The following is a 24,654-nucleotide window of genomic DNA, read 5'->3' as shown; positions in this document are numbered from 1 at the left end:
AGGCCTCCTGGCGACGGTTTCCCATAACCACTTCATGATTGCTGGACTGCTCGAAAAGGGTCCAGATTGCTAGCGAATAGCGCGCACGTCAGGGTCGCCGCGTCGAGCGAGAGCCACGTTCACCTCGTCCAGCAGTTCCGCGAGGTCCTGGGGATAGACGTTCTCGCCGACAGCGCTGAGCGCACGGATGTCGGCCTCGGTGCACCACTGATGGCCGGTCACGGTGCGGCGCTCGAAATCGGTGAACCCGGCGCTGTGCGGCTCGAACTCCTGCGTTCGGATCGCGAAGAACAGTTCCTCGGAACGGATCAGGGTTCCGTTGAACGGGAACGTCGCAACCCGTCGCCACAGTGGACCGCGCAGATCTGCCGCCGCGACGGTCAGGCCGGTTTCCTCGTGCACCTCGCGCACCGCTGCTTCGCGGAGCGACTCGCCCTTCTCCACTGCCCCACCGATGGTGAACCAGAAGAAGGTGTCGGGCACCGTCGGATCGTGTCCGCGCAACAGCAGAACGCGGCCCCGTTCGTCGAGCAGCACCACCCGAGCGGATGTTCGCGGAGTGGCTCTGTTCTCGCTGCCGAACGTCGCGGCAGCAGACCGCTCGGCGATCTCGAAATACGACGGCAGGGCCGCGGTACCGCCCAGATGCAACCACCGGACCGGGCGTCTGACCCGCAGCGCCAGAGTGTCCCGGACGGCGTCGTTGTGGAAGCGCCGTGCGATCAGGACGCGGGCCTCGGCGTCGGCCAGTTCGGCGACCAGTTGCGGGGGCAGGGCATTCGGCTCGACGACGGCAAGTGCCATGGACACCGCGTTCTCGGCCTCTTCCCGCTGCGACCGGTCGGCGCGTTCGGCCCGATCGGCCAGTGCGGCGAGTTCTCTGCTCGACGAGGCCGTGTCGCGGGTGGCAGCGGACACCGCTCGCGCGACGACGGCGCGGCGGGCCAGTGCTGCATCGAGTGCCTGCCAGGCAAGGTCGGTACGCACGTGCAAGCGGTCCAGTCGGTTCGCCGTGCCGTACGCCCACAGGCCGACGACGAGAATCAGTACCGCGACCAGACCGAGTACCAGGATCGTGAGCGCCGAGAGGGTCATCAGTTCGCCGCCCGCACTTTCTGGCCCCCGAGGGTGACGGTTTCGTAGACCCGCAGGATCTGCTCGGCGACGACGGGCCAGTCGTAGGCGGCCACGGCGAGCGAGGCGGCATCGACGAGTCGAGCACGAACGGCGTCGTCGGAGAGGATCGCGGTCACTGCGGCGGCGACGGCATCGGAATCGTCGATCGGAACCAGCAGTCCGCAGGTGCCGTCCTTGAGCACCCGCCGGAATGCGTCGAGTTCGCTTGCCACCACCGGAGTTCCGGCGGCCATGGCCTCGACGAGGACGATGCCGAAGCTCTCACCGCCGAGGTTGGGTGCGCAGTAGACGTCGGCGCTGCGCATCGCCGATGCCTTGGTCGCATCGTCCACCTGCCCCAGGAACGTCAGGTGCGAGGCGAGTGCGCCTGCGTCCTTGCGGAGCTTGTCCTCGTCGCCGCGGCCGACGATGAGGATCTCGATGTCGGGATGGGATTCGACGAGGGTGGGCAGTGCCCCGAGCAGGACCGCCATTCCCTTGCGTGGTTCGTCGAAGCGGCCGAGGAAGAGCACCGTGCGACCGGCACGTGGATAGCCTTCCAGCACAGGGGCGTCGGCGAAGGCAGGAACGTCGACTCCGTTGGGGATCTCGACGGCGTCGGAGCCGAGGGCCTCGACCTGCCAGCGTCGGGCGAGTTCCGAGACGGCTATACGTCCGCTGATCTTCTCGTGATAAGGCCGCAGCACACCCTGAAAGGTGCTGAGCACCAAGGACTTCGTCGTCGAGGTGTGGAAGGTTGCCACGATCGGTCCGTCCGCGGCCTTGAGCGCCAACATCGACAGGCTGGGCGCGTTCGGTTCGTGGATGTGCAGCACGTCGAAATCGTTGTCGGAGATCCACTTACGGATTCGGGAATACGTGATCGGCCCGAATCGAAGCCGCGCGACGGATCCGTTGTAGGGAATGGCGAGCGCCTCGCCCGCCGAGACCACGAAATCCGGCAACTCGACGTCGTCCGACGCCGGAGCCAGGACACTGACGCGATGTCCGCGTTCGATGAACACCTCGGCCAGCTGCTGAACGTGCGCCTGCACTCCACCGGGAACGTCGAACGAGTACGGGCACACCATGCCGATCTTCACGCGCCCTCGATTCGGGCACGTCGCTCGGCCGACCAGTCGCTCATCCACAACGGTTGCAGCATGTGCCAGTCCGCCGGATGCGCTCGGATGCCGGCAGCGAAATGATCGGCCAACGTCTGGGTGGCGGGCCCGACTCCGGCCGAGACGTCCACTGGAGGCGAAATATCGAAGCCCCAGCCGTCGCCGTCGAAATAGCCGTGTACCGGCAACAGCGTCGCTCCGGTGTCGATTGCGAGTTTTGCGGCACCGGCGGGCATCCGGGTCGGTTCACCGAAGAAGGTGACCGGTACCCCGTGCTTGGCGAGGTCACGCTCACCGAGCAGGCAGACCACCTTGTTCTGGCGCAGTCTCTCGGACAGTGCGAGAAGCGGCGGTTGCTCGCCGCCGCTGAGCGGAAAGATCTCGAAGCCCAGGCTCTCCCGATAGGCGACGAATCGCTGGTACAGAGATTCCGGCTTCAGCCGTTCGGCGACGGTCGAGAGCCCACCGTGCGTGCGTACCAGCCACATTCCGGCCATGTCCCAATTGCCGCTGTGCGGCAACGCCAGCACCACTCCCTTACCGGCGGCGAGTGCACCCTCGAGATGTTCCTTGCCGTTCACGCACCGATCGATGACGGCGGCCTGCGCAGCCAGATCCATCGACGGCAACCGAAACGCCTCGCGCCAATAACGGGCGTAGGAGCGAACGCTGTCGCGGATCAGATCGTCGGGCACCTCGGCGGAAGTGGTCCCCAGGACTCGAGCGAGATTGCGACGCAACTGTTCCGGGCCACCGCCTCGCGTCGCCGCGAAGTCGGCACCGCGATCGAACAGGCGTCGCGCCACCGGCTCGGGTAGAGAACGGACGAGTCGCCAACCGGCCGCGTAGCCCGCGTCGCTCGCCCTGTCGGAGAGATTCACGACGCGGCCACGTCGCCGTCGCCGGATGCCGGTGCCACCGGAGGCACGATGATGTCGCGAGCACCCTCGGATCCGCGGACCGCGAGAACGCGCTGAAACACGGTCACGACACTGAGCACGGCGAGAATCCACATCGCCGGGTAGATCACGCTGTCCAACCACGGAATGTCGAAATGCCGCCCGACACCGGTGAATCCGGCACCGACGAGCACGATGACCAGGCGATCGGGACGTTCGATCCACCCCCCGTCGGCCGAGAGTCCGCTGGCCTCGGCGCGTGCCTTGGCGTACGAGATCACCTGGGAGGTGACCAGACAGATCAGGGTGGCAACGAGCAGTAGTTTGTCCTGCTCGGAGTACACCGCCCACCAGGCCAAGCCGCCGAAGATCGCACCGTCGGCCACTCGATCACACGTCGCGTCGAGGACGGCACCGTACTTGGTGCCACCGCCCCGAGCCCGCGCCATGGCCCCGTCGAGCATGTCGAACAACACGAACAGGGTGATGACGACCGAACCCCACCACAGGTAGCCGGCGGGGTACATCGTGACCGCGGCCGTGACGGTGACGACGGTGCCGATGATCGTCACGGAGTTGGGGGTCAGCCCGGTGCTGTTGAGGGCACGCCCGAGCGGGGCGGTCACCTTCGACACCGGCGCACGGCCGAAAATGCTCAGCACGGCGCGTGCTCCTCTCGCCTGTGGTTCATTCGTTCCAGGCCGACGCGAGCAGGGCCCGAGTGTCACGGAGCAACTGCGGCATCACCTTCGCACCGCTGATCACGGTGATGAAGTTCGCGTCGCCGCCCCACCGGGGCACGATGTGCTGATGCAGGTGCTCGGCCAGCGATCCGCCCGCGGCAGCACCGAGATTGAGTCCGACATTGAAGCCGTGCGGACGCGACACTCGCTTGATGACGCGAATCATCTGCTGCGTGAATGCCATCAACTCGGCGCTCTCCGCAGGTGTGAGGTCTTCCAGTGCCGCGACGCGGCGGTACGGCACGATCATCGCGTGGCCGGGGTTGTAGGGGTACAGGTTGAGTACCGCATAGACCGATTCGCCTCGTGCGACGACCAGTCCGTCCTCGTCGCTCATCTTGGGAATGTCGGAGAACGGCTCGTTCGACTTCGCCGAGCCCTGCGGAGCCTCGGCGATGTAGGACATCCGGTGCGGTGTCCACAGTCGCTGCAGCCGATCGGGCTCACCGGCCCCGGTGACGACGATCGACTCGTCCTGTTCCGACATGATCAGCTCACTCCTGCGGGGTCGGTCTGCACGAGCTCGGCGGTCGGTGATGCGTTGTTGCGCTGAGAGATCCAGTCGGTCACGACCGTGATGGCCTGCGCCACGGGGACGCCGTTGACCTGGGTGCCGTCCCGGAATCGGAAGCTCACGGCTCCGGCTTCGACGTCGCGTTCGCCGGCGAGAAGCATGAAGGGAACCTTCTGCGCCGTCTGGTTGAAGATCTTCTTCTGCATCCGATCGTCACTGGCATCGACCTCGGCGCGCACTCCACGCTTCTTCAGTTCGTTCACCACCGCGAACAAGTGATCCTGGTAGACCTCGGCAACCGGGATGCCGACGACCTGAACCGGTGCGAGCCAGGCCGGGAACGCGCCCGCGTAATGCTCGGTGAGCACCCCGAAGAAGCGCTCGATGGAACCGAACAGAGCGCGGTGGATCATCACCGGGCGTTCCTTGGTTCCGCCCGAGCCGGTGTATTCGAGCTCGAAGCGCTCGGGCAGGTTGAAGTCGAGCTGAATGGTCGACATCTGCCAGGTGCGCCCCAGCGCATCCTTGGCCTGCACCGAGATCTTCGGTCCGTAGAACGCGGCACCGCCCGGATCTGGCACCAGGTTCAGGCCCGACGCCGCCGCCACCTCGGCGAGGGTGTTGGTTGCCTCTTCCCAGACCTCGTCGCTGCCGACCGACTTCTCCGGGTTGCGAGTGGAGAGTTCGAGGTAGAAATCGTCGAGGCCGTAGTCCTTGAGCAGCCCGAGAACGAATTCGAGGGTGCTGGTGAGCTCACCGCGCATCTGCTCGCGGGTGCAGAAAATGTGCGCGTCGTCCTGGGTCATGCCGCGCACGCGGGTGAGACCGTGGATGACGCCGGACTTCTCGTAGCGGTAGACCGAGCCGAACTCGAACAAACGCAGCGGCAGTTCTCGGTACGAGCGGCCGCGGGAACGGAAGATCAGATTGTGCATCGGGCAGTTCATCGGCTTGAGGTAGTAGTCCTGGCCGGGCTTGCGCACGTCACCGTTCTCGTCGAGCTCGGCGTCCAGGTGCATCGCCGGGAACATGCCGTCCCGGTACCAGTCGAGGTGACCCGAGACCTCGTAGAGATGGCCCTTGGTGATGTGCGGGGTGTTGACGAACTCGTAGCCCTCTTCGATGTGCCGCTGCCGCGAGTAGTTCTCCAGCTCGTTCCGGATGATGCCACCCTTGGGATGGAACACCGGCAGACCGGAGCCCAGTTCGTCGGGAAAGCTGAACAGGTCCAGCTCGGAGCCGAGCTTGCGGTGATCGCGACGCTCCGCCTCGGCCAGCAGTTCGAGATGCGCGTCGAGCGCTTCGGTGGATTCCCACGCAGTTCCGTAGATGCGCTGCAGTCCGGCGTTGTCCTGATTGCCGCGCCAGTACGCAGCCGAACTACGGGTGAGCTTGAACGCGGGCACGTACTTGGTGGTGGGGATGTGCGGTCCGCGGCACAGATCGCCCCAGATCCGCTCGCCGGTCCGGGGATTGAGGTTGTCGTAGGCGGTCAGCTCTCCCCCACCGACCTCCATGACCTCGGGATCGTCGATGCCGGACTTGTCGTCGATCAGCTCGAGCTTGTACGGCTCGCCGGCCAACTCCTCGCGGGCCTGCTCCACCGACTCGTACACCCGACGCGAAAAGCGCTGTCCGGCTTTGACGATCTGCTTCATCTTCTTCTCGAGTGCCGTCAGATCCTCGGGAGTGAACGGCTGCTTCACGTCGAAGTCGTAATAGAAGCCGTCCTTGATGAACGGCCCGATGCCCAACTTGGCGTCGGGAAAGAGCTCTTGAACGGCCTGCGCCAACACGTGCGCGGCCGAATGCCTGATGACGCTTCGTCCGTCCTCGGTGTTCGCCGGAACGGGATCGACCTCGGTGTCGCCCTCCGGTGCCCACGACAGGTCACGGAGCTTGCCGTCGGGATCGCGTACCACGACCACTGCGTCGGGTCCCTTGTTCGGCAGGCCGGTCTCGCGGAGCGCCGTACCTGCCGTGGTTCCGGCCGGCACCATGATGCGGGCGGGCGAAACGGCGGCGACAACGGGCATGCTCACAGCGATGTACTCCTCGATCGGTTCTTCTGGCCAGGAAGGCCTCCGACAGCCTATCGGCAACGGTCCACTCGATTGGCCTCAGCGCGACGGGTGACGTCAGATCGGGCTCTCGAGCCACGTCCACTCGAGTCCGATCCAGCCCCCGACCAACGCGAACGTGCCGAGCAGCCACAGCGTGGCCAGCACGACGACCGTGGTGAACAGAACTCCGAGACCCTTGACGAACATCGATTGCTTCGAGAACCACGCCATGAATGCGTCGTATCTCTTGCGGACGAACCGCAGCGCACTCTTGGCCCAGGCGAATTCCGACGCCAGGATGCCCAGGCCGGCAAACACGATCAACCAGCCGGGCCCCGGGTAGGGAATGGCGAGTACACCCAGCACCAACACCACTGCTCCGACGACACCGACCGTGATTCGGTACGCGAGATCGAGGGACTTGTTCTCGGCGATGCGCGCCCGGAAGCGACGGTGCTTCACCTTTGCTGTGTCCATCGGACCCTGGTCGGCGACGGCCTGCGGCTTCGATTCTTCGGTGCTCACCGGCTCAGGCTACCGGCCTCGAACGCAAGAAGGCCCGCACCGACGGGCGGTGCGGGCCTTCTTTTCTGTGGTCCCGGCTGGGATCGAACCAGCGACCTTCCGCGTGTGAAGCGGACGCTCTCCCACTGAGCCACGGGACCGAACGAGGCAAAACATTAACACGAGGTGCCGCGACGAACCGAATCGCCTGCCCGATCACCGAATTCGTCCACGGACTGCCTTCGCAGGGCTCCCATCGCCTCTGCTTTCACATCTTTCACAGCGCCGATCGTTCGAATTCCGGGGCTGACCACGAGATTTGTGAGTTTCACTCCCGTTGGGTTAATGTTTTCCCCGCACCACGGAGACAACAACTGCCCAGCAGTGAGCGCCTCCGGGGTATGCGGATGTGGCGCAGTGGTAGCGCATCACCTTGCCAAGGTGAGGGTCGCGGGTTCGAATCCCGTCATCCGCTCGAGGGTCTCGACCCATGGTGGAGTGGCCGAGTGGTGAGGCAACGGCCTGCAAAGCCGTGCACACGGGTTCGATTCCCGTCTCCACCTCGCTAGTGCATCGGTCGCAAGACCGTTGCGAGGACACGCGCGATTAGCTCAGCGGGAGAGCGCTTCCCTGACACGGAAGAGGTCACTGGTTCAATCCCAGTATCGCGCACCACAGCAAGACAAATCAGGCCCCCTTTCGAGGGGGTCTTTTTTGTGCTTCACGAATCAATTGTGGTGATTCGCGCCATAGAAGTGCACAGTGGAGACGACGCACACACTTCGATGGAAGGACACACACGTGTCGGACGATGCTCAGAGCGAACCCACAGTCGACGACGCCACCCTGGAGGAGGCGAAGAAGTCCGTGGAGGGCCTCGACGATCGCTATCGACCCGGTGCCCGGCCCACCGTCGCACTGCCGGGAACCAACGGCACCGTCGCCGGAACCGCCTTCGCGGACATGGTCGACGACAACGGCGAGATGGTGGACGCCGATGACCGGGACTCCACCGACTCCGACGGCTCTGCTGACACCGATCACGCCGACACCCAGGAAAAGGTAACGTCCTCGAACGATGCCTGAACTCGATGGTCCCGACGCCCCCGCCGACATCGATCTCGGCGGGGGCGTCGCATTTCTGCACACACCCTTCATACCGTCACGAGGCGGCCTCGCTCTCACGCACGGTGCGGGCGGCAACTGCGAGTCGCCGCTGCTGCAGCGCATCGCGTCGGCATGGGCGGCAGCCGGATTCACGGTCCTGCGTTTCGACCTTCCTTTTCGAGTACGCAAACCCAAGGGGCCGCCGCACCCGTCGAGGGCGGCCGAGGATCGGCTCGGAATCGCGTCGGCCGTCGACCGCCTCCGCGCCGAGACCTCTGGATTCATCGCATTCGGTGGGCATTCCTACGGTGGCAGGCAGGGCTCGATGATCGCGGCCGAGCGACCGGGTCTCGTCGACGGACTCGTCCTGACCTCCTATCCCCTGCACCCGCCGGGCAAGCCGGACAAGGCTCGTACACAACACCTTCCCGAACTTCGAACACCGACGGTGGTGGTGCACGGCACGAAGGATCCTTTCGGCACCACGACCGAATTGACCGCTGCGCTCGCGCTCGTGCCGGCCCCCACCGAGCTCGTCGACATCGAGGGCGCGGGCCACGACCTCGCTCCGATGAAGTACGACGCAGCGACGAAAACCCTTGCCGGAGCCGCCTCGTTGTTCGGTGCCCCGACGTCCGATTCGTCGGTTGCCGTCCCGCTCTTCGACCCGTCGCGCTGAAGTGGTCTACTAAGGCATGCCGACCTGGGGATGGTTCATCGTGGCGTTGGTCCTCGTCGACGCTGCAGTGCTCGCGGCGTGGCTGTTGGCCCGCAAGAAGCCGGGCTCGTCCCCGGAGACCTCGCGCAACATCAGGCTCATCGGTCTCGACGAGAGCGCCCGAGCAGACATTCATTCGCTACTGGCCGCGAACAAGAAGGTTCAGGCCATCAAGGTCTTTCGTGAACGAACGGGTGCCGGACTCGCCGACGCGAAGAACGCGATCGAGAGCGTCCAGCGCGGCGAGCCGTTTCCGTCCTCCGCCACCATCGTCGACGCCGCACAATCCGGTCCGACACCCTGGGACGATCTGATCCCGCGATTGCAGTCACTGAAATCCGAGGGCAAAGCGATCTCTGCTATCAAACTGCTGCGCGACCGAACCGGGCTGTCGTTGCGCGATGCCAAGAACGCGGTCGATCTGCTGTGACCGTGCGCGTGGCAGCACGTGCCGATGCACGTCGCGTCGCCGAAGTGGCCGCGTCGACCTTTCCCCTCGCCTGCCCGCCGGGAACCCGGCCCGAGGACATCGAGCAGTTCGTCTCGAACGTGTTGTCGGCCGAGCGCTTCGAGAACTACATCGCCGACGCAACCAGAACGGTGCTGATCGACGAGACAGCCGATGCCGACGTCGTGGGCTACGCGATGCTCGTATCCGGGCCGCCGGCGGACCCCGGAATTCGCGCGACACTCTCGCCCGAGCCCACCATGGAAGTCAGCAAGCTCTACGTGCAGCCGACCCAGCACGGCAGCGGGGCCGCGGGGCGATTGATGTCGTCGTCACTCGACCATGCACGCCACTCCGGTTGTGCGACAGCATGGTTGGGCGTCAACCAGCAGAACGTGCGGGCGCAGAAGTTCTACGCCAAACACGGATTCGAGATCGTGGGCACCAAGACGTTCGTCGTCGGCGTCCAGACGCACGACGATTACGTCATGCAGGTGAGGCTGTGACGACCGCTCAGCCGACTGCAGCGAAACGAGACAGTGCCAGCAGACGCGAGGTGGCGCGCAGGTACTTCTTGCGGTAGCCGCCGGCCAGCATCTCCTCGGTGAAGATCTCGTCGAGCTTGCCGCCCGAGGCCGTAACCGGGATGCCCGCGTCGTACAGGCGGTCGGCGAAGACCACCAGGCGCAGAGCGATGGCCTGATCCGATGCCGGGTGCACGTTCTTCAGGAACACTGCCGGAATGCCGTCGAGCAACTTGCCGTAGCGGGAGGGGTGCAACGTGCTCAGATGCGCCAGCAGCTCGTCGAAATCGTCCAGGGTTGCACCCTCGACGGTATCGGCGCGGTCGATCAGCTCGGACTCGGAGGTGGGCTCGGGAGCCGGAGGTAGATCGCGGTGGCGGTAGTCGGGACCGTCGACCCGGATGGACTCGAAGATGGAGCCGAGCTTCTTGATCTCCCGCATGAAGTCCTCGGCGGCGAAGCGCCCCTCACCGAGCTGCCCAGGCAGGGTGTTGGACGTCGCGACGATGGATACCCCGCGCTGCGAGAGCTCGGAGAGCAACCGCGAGACCAACATCGTGTCGCCGGGATCGTCGAGCTCGAACTCGTCGATGCACAGCACGCTGTGGCTCGAGAGTTCCTCGAGCGCCTTGTTGAAGCCGAGAGCACCGACCACGTGGGTGAGTTCGACGAACGTGCCGAACGCCTTGGGCTCGGGAACGCTGTGATAGATCGAGGCGAGCAAGTGAGTCTTGCCGACACCGAAGCCGCCGTCGAGGTACAGGCCTGCACCGATGGCCGGGGTCTTCTTACCGAAGAGACCGCGCTTGCCCTTGCCGCGGATCTTCTGCACCTTGCTCGCGAACTCCTCGGCCTTCGCAACCGCAGCAGCCTGCGTCGGCTCCTTGGGGTCGGGAATGTACGACGAGAAACTGACGTCGTCGAACATCGCCGGCGGGACCATCTGCGCGATCAGCTGATCGGATGGAACCACGGGATTTCGGTCGACAAGGCGTGCGGGCATTTGCCGAGCGTAACGACGTGGTCTGATCTCTCTCATGCAGCTTCTCCATATTGGGACCTACTTCACATCGGAGCAGGCACCCGAGTCCGTGCCCAGCGTCGGATCGACACTCGACGACGATGCCGTCCGCGCCCTGCACGCGTATCCCACCGACGTGGACCGACCGTGGATTCGCACGAACTTCGTCGCCAGCATCGACGGATCGGTGACCGCGAACGGTAAGTCGGCGGGCCTGGGAACCCCCGCCGACGCCCGCCTGTTCGGCATCCTGCGAGAACTGTGCGACGCCGTCCTGGTCGGTGCCGGAACCGCGCGCGCCGAGAACTACGGCGGCGTCTCGCTGTCCACCGAAGCGAAGGGACGTCGAGTAGCGGCCGGGCTGGCACCGGTTCCGACGATCGTCGTGGTCACCGCCTCCGGTTCGATCGACGCGGACTCTCGATTGATCACCGACACCGAAGTGCAGCCGGTGGTGCTGACCTCGGCGGCGGCGGACGGCTCGAAGGTGGCCGCGCTTCGGGCAGCAGGAGCGACGGCGATCGAGGTGACCGGCGAATCGGTCTCGACCGGCGACATCGTCGCGACACTGAGCGACCTCGGATTTCGCCGCATCCTGTGCGAGGGAGGACCGGGACTGTTCGGACAGCTCGTGTCCGACGGGGCGGCGGACGATCTGTGTCTGACGATCTCGCCGATGTTGGTCGCCGGCGAGGCGGGTCGTATCGCCCACGCATCCGACGCCGCCGACGCGCCGATGCACCGGGTACACGTTCTGGGCGATGCCGACGGAACGCTGCTCACGCGCTGGGTGCGTCGGCCATGAGCAGTGCGCGGCCCGGCATCGATCGAAAAGTCGATAGCCTCGCACGGTGACGCAGAAATCAACGTTGCTCGCCGCGGTCCTCGTCCTCGCCACGATGTGCGCGGCCTGTGGTGCCGGCCCGTCGATCCGACCCGACGTCGCGGTGGAACAACGCTCACCCGGTCAGCCCGCCGAGTCCTCGGCAGAAGCGCCACCGGAACCGGTCGCACTTGCCGTTCCGGCCACCGATCTCGCCTGGGCCGACTGCACCGCGGCCACATTCGGAACGTTCGGGCTCACCGCCACCACTCCCGGCCTGACACTCGAATGCGCCGAATACGAAGCCGACGTCGATGCGAGTGGCCAGATGTTCGGCACGTTCGCCGTCGGCGCGTTGCGAGCGCGGCTCGACAGAACGCCCGCCGACGCGGGACCGCTGGTGCTGACGTCCGGTTCGGATCGGTCCTCGACGGCCACGTTGGCCACGATGGCCGCCGGTCCGCTCGCGACGCTGCTCGAGGCTCATCCCATCGTCGCGGTGGATCGACGCGGCATCGGCCGATCCACTGCCGTGGACTGCATCGACGCAGAGACAAAAACGGAGGTCGACGCGCTGGGGCAGTTCACCAGATCCGATGCCGACACGGTCGACCGCGCCGTCGACGCCGGTCGTGACGCCACGATCGAGTGCACCGACACGTTGCAACCGCAGGAACTCGCGTTCGGAACCACCTACGCGGCGGACGATCTGGAGCGCCTGCGGCAACTCTGGGGTGTGGAACAGATAGGCCTGATCGGATCGGGCAACGGCGCGCTCACCGCGTTGGCCTACGCAGCGAAGTTTCCGGCCAACATCTCGCGTCTGATCCTCGATTCACCGACCGGAGTCGGCGCCGACCAGATCACGTTGGCCGAGCAACGGACACAGGGCAAGGAAGCAGCCTTCGCAGCGTTCGCGCAGCGATGCGTCGCGCTGAACTGCTCCCTCGGCAGCGATCCGACGGCGGCCGTCGCCCAGCTGCTCCTACGCGCCGCCGGTGGCGAATTCTCGCCGCTGTCCACGCACGAGATTCTCGACGGCATCACCTTCGCCCTGGCATCCACCGCAGGCGACGCGTCGTCCCGCGCCACCGGGCTCTCCACCGCCCTGTCCTCGGCCGCCGGGTCCGACACCACCGCGCTGGCCGCGCTCGCCGAGCGGGGTCGGAACGCCTACGGCACCGACGGTCAGTTCGTGTCCCGGTGCACGGACGGCCAACAGTGGCCGTCGCCGCAGGGCGTTCGCGACCTGTCGTCGCAGTGGACCGACCGCTATCCGATCTACGGCACCGACGCTGCCCTGACGGCTCTACTGTGCTCGTCCTGGCCGACTGCGCCGTCGACTCCGCTGCCCACCTCCCTGGATGTCCCGGTGTTGGTGCTGGCCAACGCAGGCGACCCGATCGTCGGCAACGGCGGGCTGTCCTCGGTCACCGGGTTGGTCGGGGCAACCGGTGCGGCCGTCGCCTCGGCCGCGTGGCAGGGCAGCGGGCATCCGAGTCTGGGCGGATCTCAGTGTCTGCAGGGCGCCGCGGTGAACTACGCACGAGACACCGCGCTTCCGACCGACGGCACTGTCTGCCCCGCCTGAGTCGGGTACGCATCGCGGGGTGTCCTTCGCCGGTACGGTCAGCGCCTCGGGTACCGTTCCCGGGTGTCACTTAGCTTTCTGGAGCCGCGGTCAGGGCGGACGACCGCCGAGGTAATCAAGTACGCCCTGTGGCCGATCGCCATCATGACCGTCATCCAGCGCGTGGTGATCAAAGCGGTCAACGGAGACATCACCAACGATTTCAACCCGGTGTACAGCGCCGCCCTGGCATTCCTCAACCGTCAGCCGGTGTACACGGCGAACTTCGACTCGGTCGATCCGCACTACCTGTATCAACCGAGCGCGACGATGCTGCTCTCCCCCATCGCCGTCATCGACCCCGAGCGATCCCGTTGGCTGTTCATCATCGCGAGCACCGTCGCGATACTGCTGGCCCTGTACATCCTGTTGCGCATCTTCGGATTCCGCCTCGATTCGGTGGCGGCCCCCGCACTCCTGCTGGCCGCCTTCGTCAGCGAAACAGTGACCAACACGTTGGTGTTCACCAACTTCAACGGCTTCGTACTCCTCGGCGAGGTCGCCTTCCTCGGGTTCCTCCTCCAGCGCAAGGACCTGTCGGCCGGTGTCGCCATGGGTCTGACTCTGGCGATCAAGCCGATGCTCGCCCCGCTGCTGTTGCTTCCGCTGATGACGCGTCAATGGAAGGTCTTCATCACCTCGATCGCCATCCCCGTCGTGATGATGGCCATCGCCTGGCCGCTGTCGGTGGATCCGATGAACTTCATCGACCGGACACTGCCGTATCTGCTGCAGACCCGCGACTACTTCAACAGCGCCGTCGTCGGTAACGGCCGGTACTACGGTGTTCCCGAACTCCTCACCCTCGGAATCCGAGCAGTCCTCGGAATCATGGTCCTGATCTCACTGTGGCTGCTCTACCGATACTGCCGCGAGGACCGCCTCTTCTTCTTCGCGACCACCTCGGGCTTGATCCTCACCGCACACTGGCTGTTGGGCTCGCTGGGTCAGATGTACTACTCCATGATGCTGTTCCCGCTGCTGATGACCGTCGTGCTGAAGAACTCGCTGCTGCGCAACTGGCCCGCCTGGCTCGCGATCTACGGGTTCATGAACTACGACCGATGGCTGTCGGGTCGCTGGATCGAAACCGGGCGCGCCTTGGACTACCTGCGCACCACTTTCGGCTGGGCCCTGCTCATCGTCGTCATCTTCGGCGTGCTCGTCGGACGCTATTTCGCCGCCCGAAGCGAAGGACGACTCGACGACGGAATCGAACCGAGCTACCTGCTGCCGAGCGCTCCACCTGCGAAAACGGCATAGCCCGACAAATCGTATTAGCGTGTGAGCATGAGTTCAGCAACCGACAACAATTCTGCCCCGGCCGTCCAGCTCACCGACGCACAGTGGCGCGAGAAGCTGACCCCCGAGGAGTACGCGGTGCTGCGGCAGGCAGGCACCGAACGCCCCGGCGTAGGCGAATACACCGACACCACCACCGAAGGTATCTACGAGTGCCGCGCCTGCGGAGCCGAATTGTTCCGCAGCACCGAGAAGTTCGAGTCCCACTGCGGCTGGCCGTCCTTCTTCGACCCGGCCGACAGCGACGCCGTCATCCTGAAGGAAGACACCACGCTGGGAATGCGCCGAGTCGAGGTCGTCTGCCGCAGCTGCCACAGCCACCTCGGGCACGTCTTCGAGGGTGAGGGTTACCCCACCCCGACCGATCAGCGGTACTGCATCAACTCGATCTCGCTGACACTCAAGCCCGCACCCTGATCGGACAGGACACTCGGATGTCGCCGCGCTAAACGCGCCACGAGCTACAGATTCGTCGAAATGGAGCCCAGACCGGTAAATTTACCTTTGATTACCTATACATAAGGTAAATTTGCCGTCTTGGCCACTTCGATCAAAACATTCTGGTGGCGTCAGGTAAAACTCACCGGCGTCAGACCCAATTTCGGCGACGAATTGACGCCCGAACTGGTGAAATCACTGTTCGGGCAGAAATGTTCCTGGCGTCGTGCGAAGCGAAGCGACATGATCGGGGCAGGTTCCACTCTCGAAATGGTCCAGCTCATGCAGGCGCGAAAGGATCTCAAGGTCTGGGGTTCGGGATTCATGCTCAGCGAGACTGCCCACGAAAAAGACTTCAGCTACCCCGACTTCGACTTCTACGCTGTGCGCGGGCATCTGTCATCGAATCGCATCAAGTCCGAGCGCGAGGTCGCGGTCGGGGACCCCGGGCTGTTGGCGAACAGGGTCTATTCACGCTCCCCGCGGGTACCTGGTCGAATCGGTCTCGTCTACCACTGGGTGCACAAGAAGGATCCCGTAGTGCTCGCGCTCGCGCGAGAAAAGAACGTGACGTTGATCGACCCGTCCCGAAAGCCGGCCAAGGTCATCGCCGACATCACCGCATGTGACTTCGTGATGTCGACGAGTCTGCACGGCTTGATCGTCGCTGACTCCTTCGGCATCCCCAATGCGTGGATAGAGCTGACGCAGGATATCGGCGGCAACGGATACAAATTCGACGACTACTACTCCGTTTTCGACCGAGAAGCAGTTCAGCATTCGTCGGACCTCGCGCGCGATCACGACAAGATCGCGCAGCTTCGGAGCGAATATCGACCGGTCCCGAATCTGACGGAAATCCAGGACAATCTGATTGCCGCTTTTCCGTTCGCGTCGCGCTGTACGGCCTGAATTCAGCAGACCGACAACGAAGCCGAACATCGCGCACCGCGCTCGTTCACCGTCGAGCGTCCTACTACGACGGTGCATACTGTGAGTATGCGCACTTTCACCTCACCAGAGCAGATCAAAGCAGCCGTCGGGGAAGACCTCGGCACCAGTGACTGGCTGCAGATCACCCAGGAACGGGTCAACACCTTTGCCGACGCCACGGGCGATCACCAGTGGATCCACGTCGACGTCGAGCGGGCGAAGAAGGAGAGCCCGTTCGGCGCACCCATCGCCCACGGATTTCTGAGCCTGTCCCTGGTATCGATGCTCAACTGGCAGATCTACACCATCGAGAACACCAAGCTCGGAATCAACTACGGCTCCAACAAGGTTCGCTTCATCAACCCGGTGAAGGTGGGCGCGCACGTGCGCCTGCAGACCACCCTTGTCTCCGTCGAAGAGGTATCGGGCGGGGCGCTACAGATGGTGACGGCAGGAACGTTGCAGATCGAGGGCGAGGACAAGCCGGCGCTGGTCGCCGAGATCATCTCTCGGGTCGTGTTCTGACCTCGGACCGAGCAGGTGGATCGAACGCGGTGATCGGCGGCAACGGCTCGTCGTAGCGTTCGATCTCCACCAGCACGTGCTGGCCGGTGCAGCCGCGCGCGAGCGCCGACGAGCCCTCGTCCGCGGTGAGCACGTTCACGCTGCCGTGCACGCACATCGAATCGGGATCTGCCGGATCGAGCGGGTCGTACCAGGCCCCGGTGGACAACTGCACGACCGATTCCAGCATCGCGTCGTCGACAACCACACCGGCCAAGCACGAGCCGCGGTCGTTGAACACCCGTACGACGTCGCCGTCCGACACTCCCCTGGCCCCGGCCGACGACGAGTGCATTCGTATCGGCTCTCTACCCTTGATCTTCGAGTTACGGCTCACCGCACCGTGATCGAGCTGACTGTGCAGCCTGGTGCGCGGCTGGTTGGCGATCAGATGCAACGGGAACTGCTGCGCCCGGGGTCCACCGAGCCATTCCTGCGGCTCGAACCACATCGGATGCCCACGGCAGTCCTCGTAGTCGAACCCCGCCACGGTCGCCGAGAAGATTTCGATCTTTCCACTGGGGGTGCGCAGCGCGTTACCCACCGGGTCGCGTCGAAAATCCTCGAAGAACGTCAGATCGTCCTCGGTCTTCATCCGAAACGAACCCTCGCGACGGAAATTGTCGTACTCCGGCGTAGCGACACCCCCGGCGCGTAGATATCCGCGCCACTGCTCGTACAGATGCTCGAGCCACTGCTGCGAGCTACGCCCCTCGGTGAACTGTCGACCCACACCGAGTTTCGTAGCCAACTCCGCGAACGTGTCGTAGTCGTCGCGGGAGTCCGCGTACCGCGGGGCGGCCGGCTCCATCGCGACGAGCAAGGGATCGTTGCGTGTGCAGCTCAGATCCGATCGTTCCAACGACGTCGTCGACGGGACGACGATGTCGGCGTGCTTGGCCATCGGTGTCCAATACGGGTCGTGCACAACGACGGTGTCGGGCCTACCGAGAGCGCGACGCAGCCGCCCCAGATCCTGGTGGTGGTGGAACGGATTTCCGCCGGCCCAATAGACGATCTTGATATCGGGATAGGTCAATCGCCTACCGTCGTAGTCGAATTCGGCACCGGGATTCAGCAGCATGTCCGAGACCGCGGCGACCGGAATCAGGTCGGGAACGGGATTGACACCCTGCGGCAAGGTTGGCAACGGATACGGAACCGGTGCCAGACCCGGCTCGTTCATCGACCCGTAGCCGTGCCCGAATCCCCCACCCGGAACGCCGATCCGGCCCAGCATCGCCGCGAGTGTCACGCCCATCCACGGGGCCTGCTCACCGTGTCGCGTCCGCTGCAGCGACCAGGTGACCGTCACCATCGTGCGTTTCGACGCCATCTCCCGGGCGAGTTCCGCGATAACGGCGGCCTCGATGCCGCAGATCGCCGACGCCCACTGCGGTGTCTTGGGAATTCCGTCCGTGATGCCGAGCAGATATCGCTCGAACTCGGGGTATCCCTGGCAGTACTTCTCCAGAAACCTTGTGTCGTGCAGCTTTTCGTCGGCGAGCACGTGAGCCAGAGCCAGCATCATCGCCACGTCGGTACCGGGCCGCGGGGCGATCCAGCGCGCGTCGCCGTTCATGTCGTTGCGGAGCGGACTCACGGTGACGATCTGCCCACCGCGGGCGCGCATCGCGTCGAGCGAATCGACGGTCGGATGATCCGACGTACCGCCGTGATTGATGCCGGTGTTCTTCACCGGAACTCCGCCGAACGCCACCAACAACTCGGTGTGGGCGGCGATCACGTTCCAGGAGGTGGAGCGCGAGAACATCTTCCAATGCGCACCGAGGACGTGCGGCATGATGACCCCGGTCGCGCCCAGTGAGTAGCTGTGGACCGATCGCGTGTAACCGCCGATGCAGTTGAGAAAGCGATGCACCTGACTCTGCGCATGATGGAAGCGTCCGGCACTCGCCCACCCGTACGACCCGCCGTAGATGGCCTTGTTGCCGAATGCGTCGACGACCCTGCGTAATTCGGCTGCCAGCAGATCGGTGAGCTCGTCCCACGAGACGTCGACGAACTCGTCGCTGCCACGGGTGTCGGTCGGCCCCGGCCCGTGCTCGAGCCAGCCCCGGCGCACCGCCGGTGACGTGACACGGGACCGATGAGTCACCGAACCGACGAGGTTGCCCAACACCGGGGAGGGATTGCTGTCGGTCGACTGGGGATGGACTGCAGTGACATCGCGTCCGTCCGACTCGGCGCGGAACATGCCCCAGTGGCCCATGTGCTGAACGCCGGCCACGCCAGTCATCGAACCACTCCGGTCATCGAACCACCCCGGTCATCGAATACCGAACTCGCGCAGCGCCTTCAGTAGTGCATCGGGACGCTGCGACGTCGGCACCGGATCGACGAGAGCGAAGTGGCATCCGATCTCTCGTGCCGCACCGTCGGCCTCGTCGCTGTCGCCCACCATCAGCGTCACCGCGGGGTCCACACCCAACGCCGTCACTGCGTGCCGGAAGATCTCGGGCTGCGGCTTGACGTGACCGACCTCGAACGAGAGCACGAATTCGTCGACGAACCTGTCGAGACCGCGATCGACGAACGCGGGACGGATGTCGAATGCGATGTTGCTCAGGACGCCGATCCGAATCGATTCGGCAGCAAGCTTTTTCAGCACTCCTTCGGTATCCGGGTACGGCGTCCAAGAATCTGCGTCGATCACGCGACCGTAGACGGATTCTGCGTGCACCGGATCGGTGACACCGGACTGCGCGAGCACATGCAAATAGGCCTGCCGGTGCAGGGCCGGGTCGAGGTCTCGGTTTCGCCACGCATGACGCGTCGCATCGTCGAACTCGACCGTCTCCCCCACCGGTGCCGTCATACGGCGCATCAGTTCCGCCGCTCCCGCACCGTCGACGGGGGTGCCGTTGGCGTCGTGGATCCCGTCGAACCAGGAGGGATGTTCCTCGAGCCTGAACAACGTGCCCGAGAAGTCGAACAGAACGGCCTCGATCGCGGGTGCGCCCGTCGTCGTCACGGCAGGGATTCGACGAGCGCGTCCACCTCGACCCGAGGGCCGGTGAAGAACGGGGTCTCCTCGCGCACGTGTCGCCTCGCCTCGGTGGCCCGCAGGTCACGCATCAGGTCCACGATGCGATCGAGTTCGGGAGCTTCGAAGGCCAGGATCCACTCGTAGTCGCCGAGTGCGAACGACGGCACGGTGTTCGCACGCACGTCCTTGTAGTCGCGTGCGGCCTTGCCGTGATCGGCGAGCATCGTGCGACGCTCGTCGTCGGGCAGCAGGTACCAATCGATCGAGCGGACGAACGGGTAGACGCAGATGTACGCGCCCGGATCCTCGCCGGCGATGAACGCCGGAACGTGGCTCTTGTTGAATTCGGCCGGGCGGTGCAACGCGGTGTTGCTCCACACCGGAGTACTCGCCTTGCCCAGTGCGGTGGTGCGACGGAAATCGGAGTACGTCGCCTGGAGATCCTCGATGCGCTCGGCGTGCGTCCACACCATGAAGTCGGCGTCGGCGCGCATACCGGCGATGTCGTACACCCCGCGCACCGCGACACCCTTGTCTTCACGACCTTCGAAGAACACCTTCGCTTCCTTGGCAGCCGCGGCCCGATCCTCGCCGAGAACGCCGGGCGTGACCTTGTAGACCGAGAACATCAAGTAGCGAAGAGTCGAGTTGAGCGCTGAGTAATCGAGGCGTGCCATGGCCCTATCGTGCCACTTCGATCAGACGGGCGGCAGCGGTGGTGGCGGACGCAATACACGCGGGCACCCCCACACCGCGCTGCCAGGCCCCGGTGACCTCGAGACCGGGTAGGTCGGCGACTCCTGCATCGATGGCGGCGACGCGATCGAGGTGCCCCGGCGCGTACTGCGGTAGGCCTCCCGGCCAGCGCTGCACGGTCGCAGCGAGCGGCTGCGCGTCGATGTTCGCCACCGTCGCGAGATCCGCGAGCGCGATCTGGATCGACTCCGCGTCGGATCGGTCCGACGCCGTCGTATCACCGAAGCGGCCGAGCGAGGCCCGCAGCAGTACCGCGTCACGCTCCTCCAGATGCGGCCACTTGCGGCTCGACAGGGTGAATGCCTTCACATCCAAGCCCGCGTCGGTGGCCACCAGGATTCCCGAATTCTGCGGCAGCTCGGTCGTCTTGGGAAAAGCGAGCGCGACGACAACAGAGGACGCGAGATCGATGTTCCGCGCGGCCTGCGACGCCGCGGGCGCCACCTCGGCGATGAGCCGACCGAGAATCGGCGCAGGGACCGCCAGCACCACGCCGTCGACGCGTCCGACTCCTTCGACGAACCATCCGCCGGACTCGCGGCGGATCTCACCGACGCCTGCACCGACCACCGTCCGGGCATCGGTTGCAGCGACGAGGGCATCGAGCAACACCGCGTAACCGTCGCGCAGCCCGCCGAACACCGGCCCCGGCGACGGGGTTGGCAGCGCTGCCAGCACTGCCTCGGTCAGGTTGGCTGCTCCACCGTCCAACGCGGCAGCCAACGTGGGCAGTGCCGCACGGATGCCGATCGAGCTCGACGAACCGGAGTACACGCCGCCGAGCAGCGGATCGACCGAACGGCTGACCACCTGGGAGCCGAACCTGGTGCCCACGAGATCGGCCACACTGACGTCCGAACCCGCGGTCCAGGCGAAGGGCCGAGAGGTCTCGGTCTCGATGAGGTGCAGGTCCTCGGGGTCCACCAGATCCCGTACCGAATCGGCGGACGACGGGATGCCCATCAGAGTGCCGACCGGGAGCGCGTGAGTTCGACCGCCGGAATAGACGAGCGGACGGACCGGCGCCGGGTAGACCAGCTGATCCGACAGACCGAGCTCGGCGAGCAGAGCGGGCACTTCGGGACGTCGACCGATGAATGCCTCCGCACCGACGTCGAGCGAGTCCGCGCCGACCGCGGTGGTGCGCAGCGTGCCGCCGAGACGCGACGACGCCTCGACGACAGTGATCTCGGCACCCGACCCGCAGGACTGCCGAAGGCGATACGCCGCGACGAGGCCGGAGATTCCGCCGCCGACCACGGCGTACCGCCGAACCGTCACAACGAATGCACCAGCGAGACCACCCGGGTCAGAATCTCCGGATCGGTATCGGGGAGCACTCCGTGCCCGAGGTTGAACACATGTCCGCGAGCACCGGCCGCCAGCGCGCGATCCGCCTCGGCGGTGATGCGTCGAACCTCTGCCTCGACCGCATCCCAGCCCGCGAACAGCACCGCGGGATCGAGATTTCCCTGCAGCACCTTGCCGCCGCCCACGCGATGCACGGCGTCGTCGAGTGGGATTCGCCAGTCGACACCGACCACGTCGGCACCGGCCTCACCCATCGCCCCGAGCAACTCGCCGGTTCCGACGCCGAAGTGGATCTTGGGTACACCGGCCGAGGACACGGCGTCGAACACGCGCGTCGAATGCGGCAGCACGTACTCGCGGTAGTCGGCGAGCGAAAGCGCACCCGCCCAGGAGTCGAACACCTGCACTGCGTCGACGCCTGCGGCGAGCTGAGCCTGCAGGAAGGTGATCGTCGTGGTGGCCAGTGCGTCGAGCAGGGCGTGCCAGGTCGCCGGATCGGACCGCATGAGCGCCTTGGTCTTTTCGTGATTGCGGCTCGGGCCACCCTCGACCAGATACGACGCGAGGGTGAACGGTGCGCCCGCGAAACCGATGAGCGGCGTACCGGCCAGTTCACGGGTGAGGATCCGCACCGCATCGGCCACCGGCTCCACCTGATCGGCGGTCAGGATCGGCAGTGCGGCGACATCGGCAGCCGACCGCACCGGCTGCGCGACGACCGGTCCGGTGCCTGCGACGATGTCGAGATCGATACCGGCGGCCTTGAGCGGAACGACGATGTCCGAGAACAGGATTGCCGCGTCCACGTCGTGCCGACGAACAGGTTGCAGGGTGATCTCGGCCACGAGGTCGGGTCGGAAGCACGAATCCAACATGCCGATGCCGGCGCGAATCTTGCGGTACTCGGGCAGCGACCTACCGGCCTGGCGCATGAACCACACCGGCCGACGCGAGGGAGCTCGACCCGCGATCGCGGCCAGGAACGGCGCGTCCGGGAGTTCTCGACGGGCGGGGGCTGTGGCGTGCGGTTCGGCGTTCATCGTCTTCCATGCTGCCACGCGGGAGAATTGCTTCTACCACCAAGGGCGACACACCCACGTCGGTTCCATCACGACTCGGCGCGCCTCCGCCTCCGGGCAACGTGACGCGTCTAACGTCCGGTGACGTGACCGAATCCCAATCCACCGCCGAACCTGCGCCGTTCCGCGCCGCCATCGACGCGATGCATCGGGCTCAGGTACACCCGGCGATCGAAATCGGTCCGATCCGGCCGCCGCAGCGTCTCGCTCCCTACAGCTACGCGATCGGTGCCGAGGTCAAGCATCCCGATTCCGACCAGGTCGACGAGCAGAGTGACGGCGACGCCTTCGGCCGCCTGATCCTGCTGTACGACCCCGACGGTGCCGAGGCATGGAACGGCACCCTCCGATTGGTCGCGTACATCCAGGCGGACGTCGACGAATCCCTCGCCGACGATCCCCTGCTCCCCGAGGTCGGGTGGAGTTGGCTGGTCGACGCACTGGAATCCCGGTCGGAGCCGCTCAACGCACTCGGCGGCACGGTCACCTCGACCAGCTCGGTGCGCTACGGCGACATCGCCGGGCCACCCAAGGCCCACCAGCTCGAATTGCGCGCCTCGTGGACGGCCACGTCCGAGGACCTCTCGACGCACGTCGAGGCGTTCTGCGAGGTGCTCGCCTACGCCGCCGGTTTGCCGCCCGCGGGCATCACCACCCTCGGCCAGCGCAGTTCCAGCCGGACATAGTGGGCGGTCCTTCCACCCGCAGGGCTTAGAGTCACATCTCATGTCAGCCGAGAGTTCTCCCGAGACCACGCCGGACGACGAGGCGAACGAGCCTGTCGCCGTTCCGCTACTGGCCCCGGCTGACGGCGTACCCGACGTGGTCGACACGCCGGACGCCGTGCGCGCGGCTGCCGCCCTTCTCGCATCGGGTCACGGCCCCCTCGCCGTCGACGCCGAACGCGCGTCGGGCTTCCGCTACTCTCAGCGCGCCTACCTCCTGCAGTTCCGCCGCCGCGGCGCAGGCACGGTTCTGCTCGATCCGATCCCGGTCACCGGCGACCTCGCTCCGCTCGCCGAGGTGATCAACCCGCTCGAGTGGGTACTGCACTCGGCAGATCAGGACCTGCCGGGACTCGCCGAGCTCGGCCTGGTACCCGCCACGCTCTACGACACCGAACTCGCAGGCCGCCTCGCCGGATTCGATCGAGTGGGGCTCGGAGCCATCGTCGAACGCACCCTCGGACTGGCCTTGCAGAAAGGCCACGGAGCGGCCGATTGGTCCACCCGGCCGCTTCCCGACACCTGGCTCAACTACGCAGCACTCGACGTCGAGGTTCTGCTCGAGTTGCGCGACGCAATGGCCGAAGAGCTCGAACAGCAGGGCAAAACCGATTGGGCCGCACAGGAATTCGCCCACATCCTCACCCTCGGGCCACCCAAACCCAAGACCGACAGGTGGCGTCGGACATCGGGCATCCATGCGATCAAATCTCCCCGCACTCTTGCTGCCGTTCGCGAATTGTGGAGCACACGAGACGAACTGGCGGCCAAGCGTGACGTAGCACCGAGCCGGGTGTTGCCCGACTCGGCCATCGTGGCGGCCGCAACAGCGGACCCGAAGTCCGCGCGAGAGCTCGAGCAGCTACCGGTCTTCGGCGGTCCCCGTCAGCGCAGATCGTCCCGATTGTGGGCCTCGGCCCTGACCCGTGCGCGGGCGCTCCCGACATCCGAACTGCCCTCGATGGCAGCCTCTTTCGACGGTCCACCTCCGGTCAACCGATGGGCCCGCCGCGATCCCGACGCGGCTGCCCGACTCGCCGACGTCCGAGCGGCGATGACCGAGCTCAGCGAATCGGTGTCGGTGCCGGTCGAGAATCTGTTGATGCCGGATCTGCTGCGCCGCCTGGTGTGGGATTGGCAGAGTCCGGTCGATCCCGACGTCGACCCGGCCGAGCTGATCGAGGCCCGACTGGCCGACGGCGGGGCCCGGCCCTGGCAGCGAACGCTGGTGGTGCCGGTACTGACGAAGGCACTGCACCCTTCTCAAGTTACCGACGGGTAATACCCGCTACAGTAGGGGTC

Annotated in this window: 25 protein-coding genes and 4 tRNA genes; 15 read left to right on the top strand and 14 right to left on the bottom strand. The window is 65.5% G+C overall.

Annotated features, from left to right (window positions below):
- Positions 1-69: 69 nt before the first annotated feature.
- From R4P47_RS06255 to R4P47_RS06220, 8 genes are all read right to left on the bottom strand, one after another.
- The gene (locus tag R4P47_RS06255) at positions 70-1,095 is read right to left on the bottom strand and encodes an NUDIX hydrolase (RefSeq protein ID WP_149405868.1); all 1,026 of its coding nucleotides are present in this window, start codon (positions 1,093-1,095) and stop codon (positions 70-72) included.
- Entirely contained in the window at positions 1,095-2,219 is a 1,125-nt protein-coding gene (locus R4P47_RS06250) for a glycosyltransferase family 4 protein (RefSeq protein ID WP_317784278.1), read from the bottom strand. Before R4P47_RS06250 ends, R4P47_RS06255 begins: the two co-directional genes overlap by 1 nt.
- Positions 2,216-3,121: a phosphatidylinositol mannoside acyltransferase gene (locus R4P47_RS06245; protein ID WP_317784277.1), complete on the bottom strand. Its 906-nt coding sequence runs from the start codon at positions 3,119-3,121 to the stop codon at positions 2,216-2,218. Before R4P47_RS06245 ends, R4P47_RS06250 begins: the two co-directional genes overlap by 4 nt.
- Complete coding sequence (gene pgsA / locus R4P47_RS06240; RefSeq protein ID WP_068050599.1) at positions 3,118-3,801, bottom strand: phosphatidylinositol phosphate synthase; 684 nt, start codon at positions 3,799-3,801, stop codon at positions 3,118-3,120. The genes R4P47_RS06245 and pgsA overlap by 4 nt, the downstream gene beginning before the upstream one ends.
- A gap of 25 nt (positions 3,802-3,826) precedes the next feature.
- Positions 3,827-4,369, bottom strand: coding sequence for an HIT family protein (locus tag R4P47_RS06235; protein ID WP_032397953.1), 543 nt, complete (start codon positions 4,367-4,369; stop codon positions 3,827-3,829).
- A gap of 2 nt (positions 4,370-4,371) precedes the next feature.
- Positions 4,372-6,432, bottom strand: coding sequence for a threonine--tRNA ligase (gene thrS, locus R4P47_RS06230; RefSeq protein WP_317784299.1), 2,061 nt, complete (start codon positions 6,430-6,432; stop codon positions 4,372-4,374).
- Positions 6,433-6,534: 102 nt separating this feature from the next.
- Positions 6,535-6,936, bottom strand: a complete 402-nt coding sequence (locus tag R4P47_RS06225) for a TIGR02611 family protein (protein ID WP_317547326.1) — start codon at positions 6,934-6,936, stop codon at positions 6,535-6,537.
- 116 nt (positions 6,937-7,052) lie between these two features.
- A tRNA-Val gene (locus tag R4P47_RS06220) sits at positions 7,053-7,124 on the bottom strand.
- A 242-nt stretch (positions 7,125-7,366) separates the two neighbouring features.
- Here R4P47_RS06220 and R4P47_RS06215 point away from each other — a divergent pair.
- The 7 genes from R4P47_RS06215 to R4P47_RS06185 all read left to right on the top strand — a co-directional run bounded on the left by R4P47_RS06215 (position 7,367) and on the right by R4P47_RS06185 (position 9,742).
- Positions 7,367-7,438 (top strand) — tRNA-Gly (locus R4P47_RS06215).
- Positions 7,439-7,455: 17 nt separating this feature from the next.
- Positions 7,456-7,526: transfer RNA gene (locus R4P47_RS06210), tRNA-Cys, on the top strand.
- A 37-nt stretch (positions 7,527-7,563) separates the two neighbouring features.
- Positions 7,564-7,638 (top strand) — tRNA-Val (locus R4P47_RS06205).
- Between the two features lie 126 nt (positions 7,639-7,764).
- Positions 7,765-8,049 carry a hypothetical protein gene (locus tag R4P47_RS06200; protein WP_256980953.1) on the top strand — a complete coding sequence of 95 codons (285 nt, stop codon included), beginning with the start codon at positions 7,765-7,767 and terminating at the stop codon, positions 8,047-8,049.
- Positions 8,042-8,749, top strand: a complete 708-nt coding sequence (locus tag R4P47_RS06195; protein ID WP_317784276.1) for an alpha/beta family hydrolase — start codon at positions 8,042-8,044, stop codon at positions 8,747-8,749. The genes R4P47_RS06200 and R4P47_RS06195 overlap by 8 nt, the downstream gene beginning before the upstream one ends.
- Positions 8,750-8,765: 16 nt before the next feature.
- A complete protein-coding gene (locus tag R4P47_RS06190) occupies positions 8,766-9,218 on the top strand; it encodes a hypothetical protein (RefSeq protein WP_094641980.1) in 453 nt (150 codons plus the stop codon).
- Positions 9,215-9,742 (top strand): GNAT family N-acetyltransferase, encoded by a 528-nt coding sequence (locus R4P47_RS06185; RefSeq protein WP_317784275.1) that lies wholly within the window; start codon positions 9,215-9,217, stop codon positions 9,740-9,742. The genes R4P47_RS06190 and R4P47_RS06185 overlap by 4 nt, the downstream gene beginning before the upstream one ends.
- A 7-nt stretch (positions 9,743-9,749) precedes the next feature.
- Here the strand turns inward: R4P47_RS06185 and zapE are convergent, their stop codons facing one another.
- Entirely contained in the window at positions 9,750-10,763 is a 1,014-nt protein-coding gene (gene zapE / locus R4P47_RS06180; protein ID WP_317784274.1) for a cell division protein ZapE, read from the bottom strand.
- Between the two features lie 34 nt (positions 10,764-10,797).
- Between zapE and R4P47_RS06175 the strand changes: the two genes are divergently transcribed.
- From R4P47_RS06175 to R4P47_RS06150, 6 genes are all read left to right on the top strand, one after another.
- Complete coding sequence (locus tag R4P47_RS06175) at positions 10,798-11,586, top strand: pyrimidine reductase family protein (RefSeq protein ID WP_317784273.1); 789 nt, start codon at positions 10,798-10,800, stop codon at positions 11,584-11,586.
- Positions 11,587-11,632: 46 nt separating this feature from the next.
- Complete coding sequence (locus R4P47_RS06170; protein ID WP_317784272.1) at positions 11,633-13,195, top strand: alpha/beta hydrolase; 1,563 nt, start codon at positions 11,633-11,635, stop codon at positions 13,193-13,195.
- Between the two features lie 63 nt (positions 13,196-13,258).
- Complete coding sequence (locus R4P47_RS06165; protein WP_068050607.1) at positions 13,259-14,497, top strand: glycosyltransferase family 87 protein; 1,239 nt, start codon at positions 13,259-13,261, stop codon at positions 14,495-14,497.
- A gap of 27 nt (positions 14,498-14,524) precedes the next feature.
- Positions 14,525-14,953: a peptide-methionine (R)-S-oxide reductase MsrB gene (gene msrB, locus R4P47_RS06160; RefSeq protein WP_149405875.1), complete on the top strand. Its 429-nt coding sequence runs from the start codon at positions 14,525-14,527 to the stop codon at positions 14,951-14,953.
- 120 nt (positions 14,954-15,073) lie between these two features.
- The gene (locus R4P47_RS06155) at positions 15,074-15,886 is read left to right on the top strand and encodes a polysaccharide pyruvyl transferase family protein (RefSeq protein WP_317784271.1); all 813 of its coding nucleotides are present in this window, start codon (positions 15,074-15,076) and stop codon (positions 15,884-15,886) included.
- Positions 15,887-15,973: 87 nt separating this feature from the next.
- Positions 15,974-16,432 (top strand): MaoC family dehydratase, encoded by a 459-nt coding sequence (locus R4P47_RS06150; protein ID WP_045195371.1) that lies wholly within the window; start codon positions 15,974-15,976, stop codon positions 16,430-16,432.
- On the opposite strand, the gene R4P47_RS06145 is transcribed toward R4P47_RS06150, so the two are convergent.
- From R4P47_RS06145 to hemE, 5 genes are read right to left on the bottom strand one after another with little or no spacing between them, the layout of a single operon-like run.
- Positions 16,410-18,731 carry a molybdopterin-dependent oxidoreductase gene (locus R4P47_RS06145; protein ID WP_317784270.1) on the bottom strand — a complete coding sequence of 774 codons (2,322 nt, stop codon included), beginning with the start codon at positions 18,729-18,731 and terminating at the stop codon, positions 16,410-16,412. The genes R4P47_RS06150 and R4P47_RS06145 overlap by 23 nt on opposite strands.
- Before the next feature lie 30 nt (positions 18,732-18,761).
- On the bottom strand, positions 18,762-19,466 hold the full coding sequence (locus tag R4P47_RS06140) for an HAD family hydrolase (protein WP_317784269.1): 705 nt from the start codon (positions 19,464-19,466) through the stop codon (positions 18,762-18,764).
- Positions 19,463-20,158, bottom strand: coding sequence for a hydrogen peroxide-dependent heme synthase (gene hemQ / locus R4P47_RS06135; RefSeq protein WP_032397941.1), 696 nt, complete (start codon positions 20,156-20,158; stop codon positions 19,463-19,465). Before hemQ ends, R4P47_RS06140 begins: the two co-directional genes overlap by 4 nt.
- 4 nt (positions 20,159-20,162) lie before the next feature.
- A complete protein-coding gene (locus R4P47_RS06130; RefSeq protein ID WP_317532458.1) occupies positions 20,163-21,518 on the bottom strand; it encodes a protoporphyrinogen oxidase in 1,356 nt (451 codons plus the stop codon).
- Positions 21,515-22,588 (bottom strand): uroporphyrinogen decarboxylase, encoded by a 1,074-nt coding sequence (gene hemE / locus R4P47_RS06125; protein WP_317532457.1) that lies wholly within the window; start codon positions 22,586-22,588, stop codon positions 21,515-21,517. The genes R4P47_RS06130 and hemE overlap by 4 nt, the downstream gene beginning before the upstream one ends.
- Positions 22,589-22,713: 125 nt before the next feature.
- Between hemE and R4P47_RS06120 the strand changes: the two genes are divergently transcribed.
- On the top strand, positions 22,714-23,313 hold the full coding sequence (locus R4P47_RS06120) for a DUF3000 domain-containing protein (RefSeq protein ID WP_037189453.1): 600 nt from the start codon (positions 22,714-22,716) through the stop codon (positions 23,311-23,313).
- 40 nt (positions 23,314-23,353) lie between these two features.
- A complete protein-coding gene (locus R4P47_RS06115; RefSeq protein WP_317784268.1) occupies positions 23,354-24,634 on the top strand; it encodes a ribonuclease D in 1,281 nt (426 codons plus the stop codon).
- The last annotated feature ends 20 nt before the right edge of the window (positions 24,635-24,654 follow it).

This window comes from Rhodococcus sp. IEGM 1370 (genome assembly GCF_033142325.1).
Taxonomy (GTDB): domain Bacteria; phylum Actinomycetota; class Actinomycetes; order Mycobacteriales; family Mycobacteriaceae; genus Rhodococcoides.
Note: the sequence above shows the minus strand (reverse complement) of the source record. Positions and strands in the feature narration are given on the sequence as shown.

Coding starts and splice junctions, on each gene's coding strand:
- msrB (WP_149405875.1), top strand. CDS start 14,525: ATGAGTTCAGCAACCGACAACAATTCTGCCCCGGCCGTCCAGCTCACC.
- R4P47_RS06145 (WP_317784270.1), bottom strand. CDS start 18,731: ATGACTGGCGTGGCCGGCGTTCAGCACATGGGCCACTGGGGCATGTTC.
- zapE (WP_317784274.1), bottom strand. CDS start 10,763: ATGCCCGCACGCCTTGTCGACCGAAATCCCGTGGTTCCATCCGATCAG.
- R4P47_RS06115 (WP_317784268.1), top strand. CDS start 23,354: ATGTCAGCCGAGAGTTCTCCCGAGACCACGCCGGACGACGAGGCGAAC.
- R4P47_RS06225 (WP_317547326.1), bottom strand. CDS start 6,936: ATGGACACAGCAAAGGTGAAGCACCGTCGCTTCCGGGCGCGCATCGCC.
- R4P47_RS06235 (WP_032397953.1), bottom strand. CDS start 4,369: ATGTCGGAACAGGACGAGTCGATCGTCGTCACCGGGGCCGGTGAGCCC.
- R4P47_RS06175 (WP_317784273.1), top strand. CDS start 10,798: ATGCAGCTTCTCCATATTGGGACCTACTTCACATCGGAGCAGGCACCC.
- thrS (WP_317784299.1), bottom strand. CDS start 6,432: ATGCCCGTTGTCGCCGCCGTTTCGCCCGCCCGCATCATGGTGCCGGCC.
- hemQ (WP_032397941.1), bottom strand. CDS start 20,158: ATGGCACGCCTCGATTACTCAGCGCTCAACTCGACTCTTCGCTACTTG.
- R4P47_RS06255 (WP_149405868.1), bottom strand. CDS start 1,095: ATGACCCTCTCGGCGCTCACGATCCTGGTACTCGGTCTGGTCGCGGTA.
- R4P47_RS06190 (WP_094641980.1), top strand. CDS start 8,766: ATGCCGACCTGGGGATGGTTCATCGTGGCGTTGGTCCTCGTCGACGCT.
- hemE (WP_317532457.1), bottom strand. CDS start 22,588: ATGAACGCCGAACCGCACGCCACAGCCCCCGCCCGTCGAGAACTCCCG.
- R4P47_RS06195 (WP_317784276.1), top strand. CDS start 8,042: ATGCCTGAACTCGATGGTCCCGACGCCCCCGCCGACATCGATCTCGGC.
- R4P47_RS06150 (WP_045195371.1), top strand. CDS start 15,974: ATGCGCACTTTCACCTCACCAGAGCAGATCAAAGCAGCCGTCGGGGAA.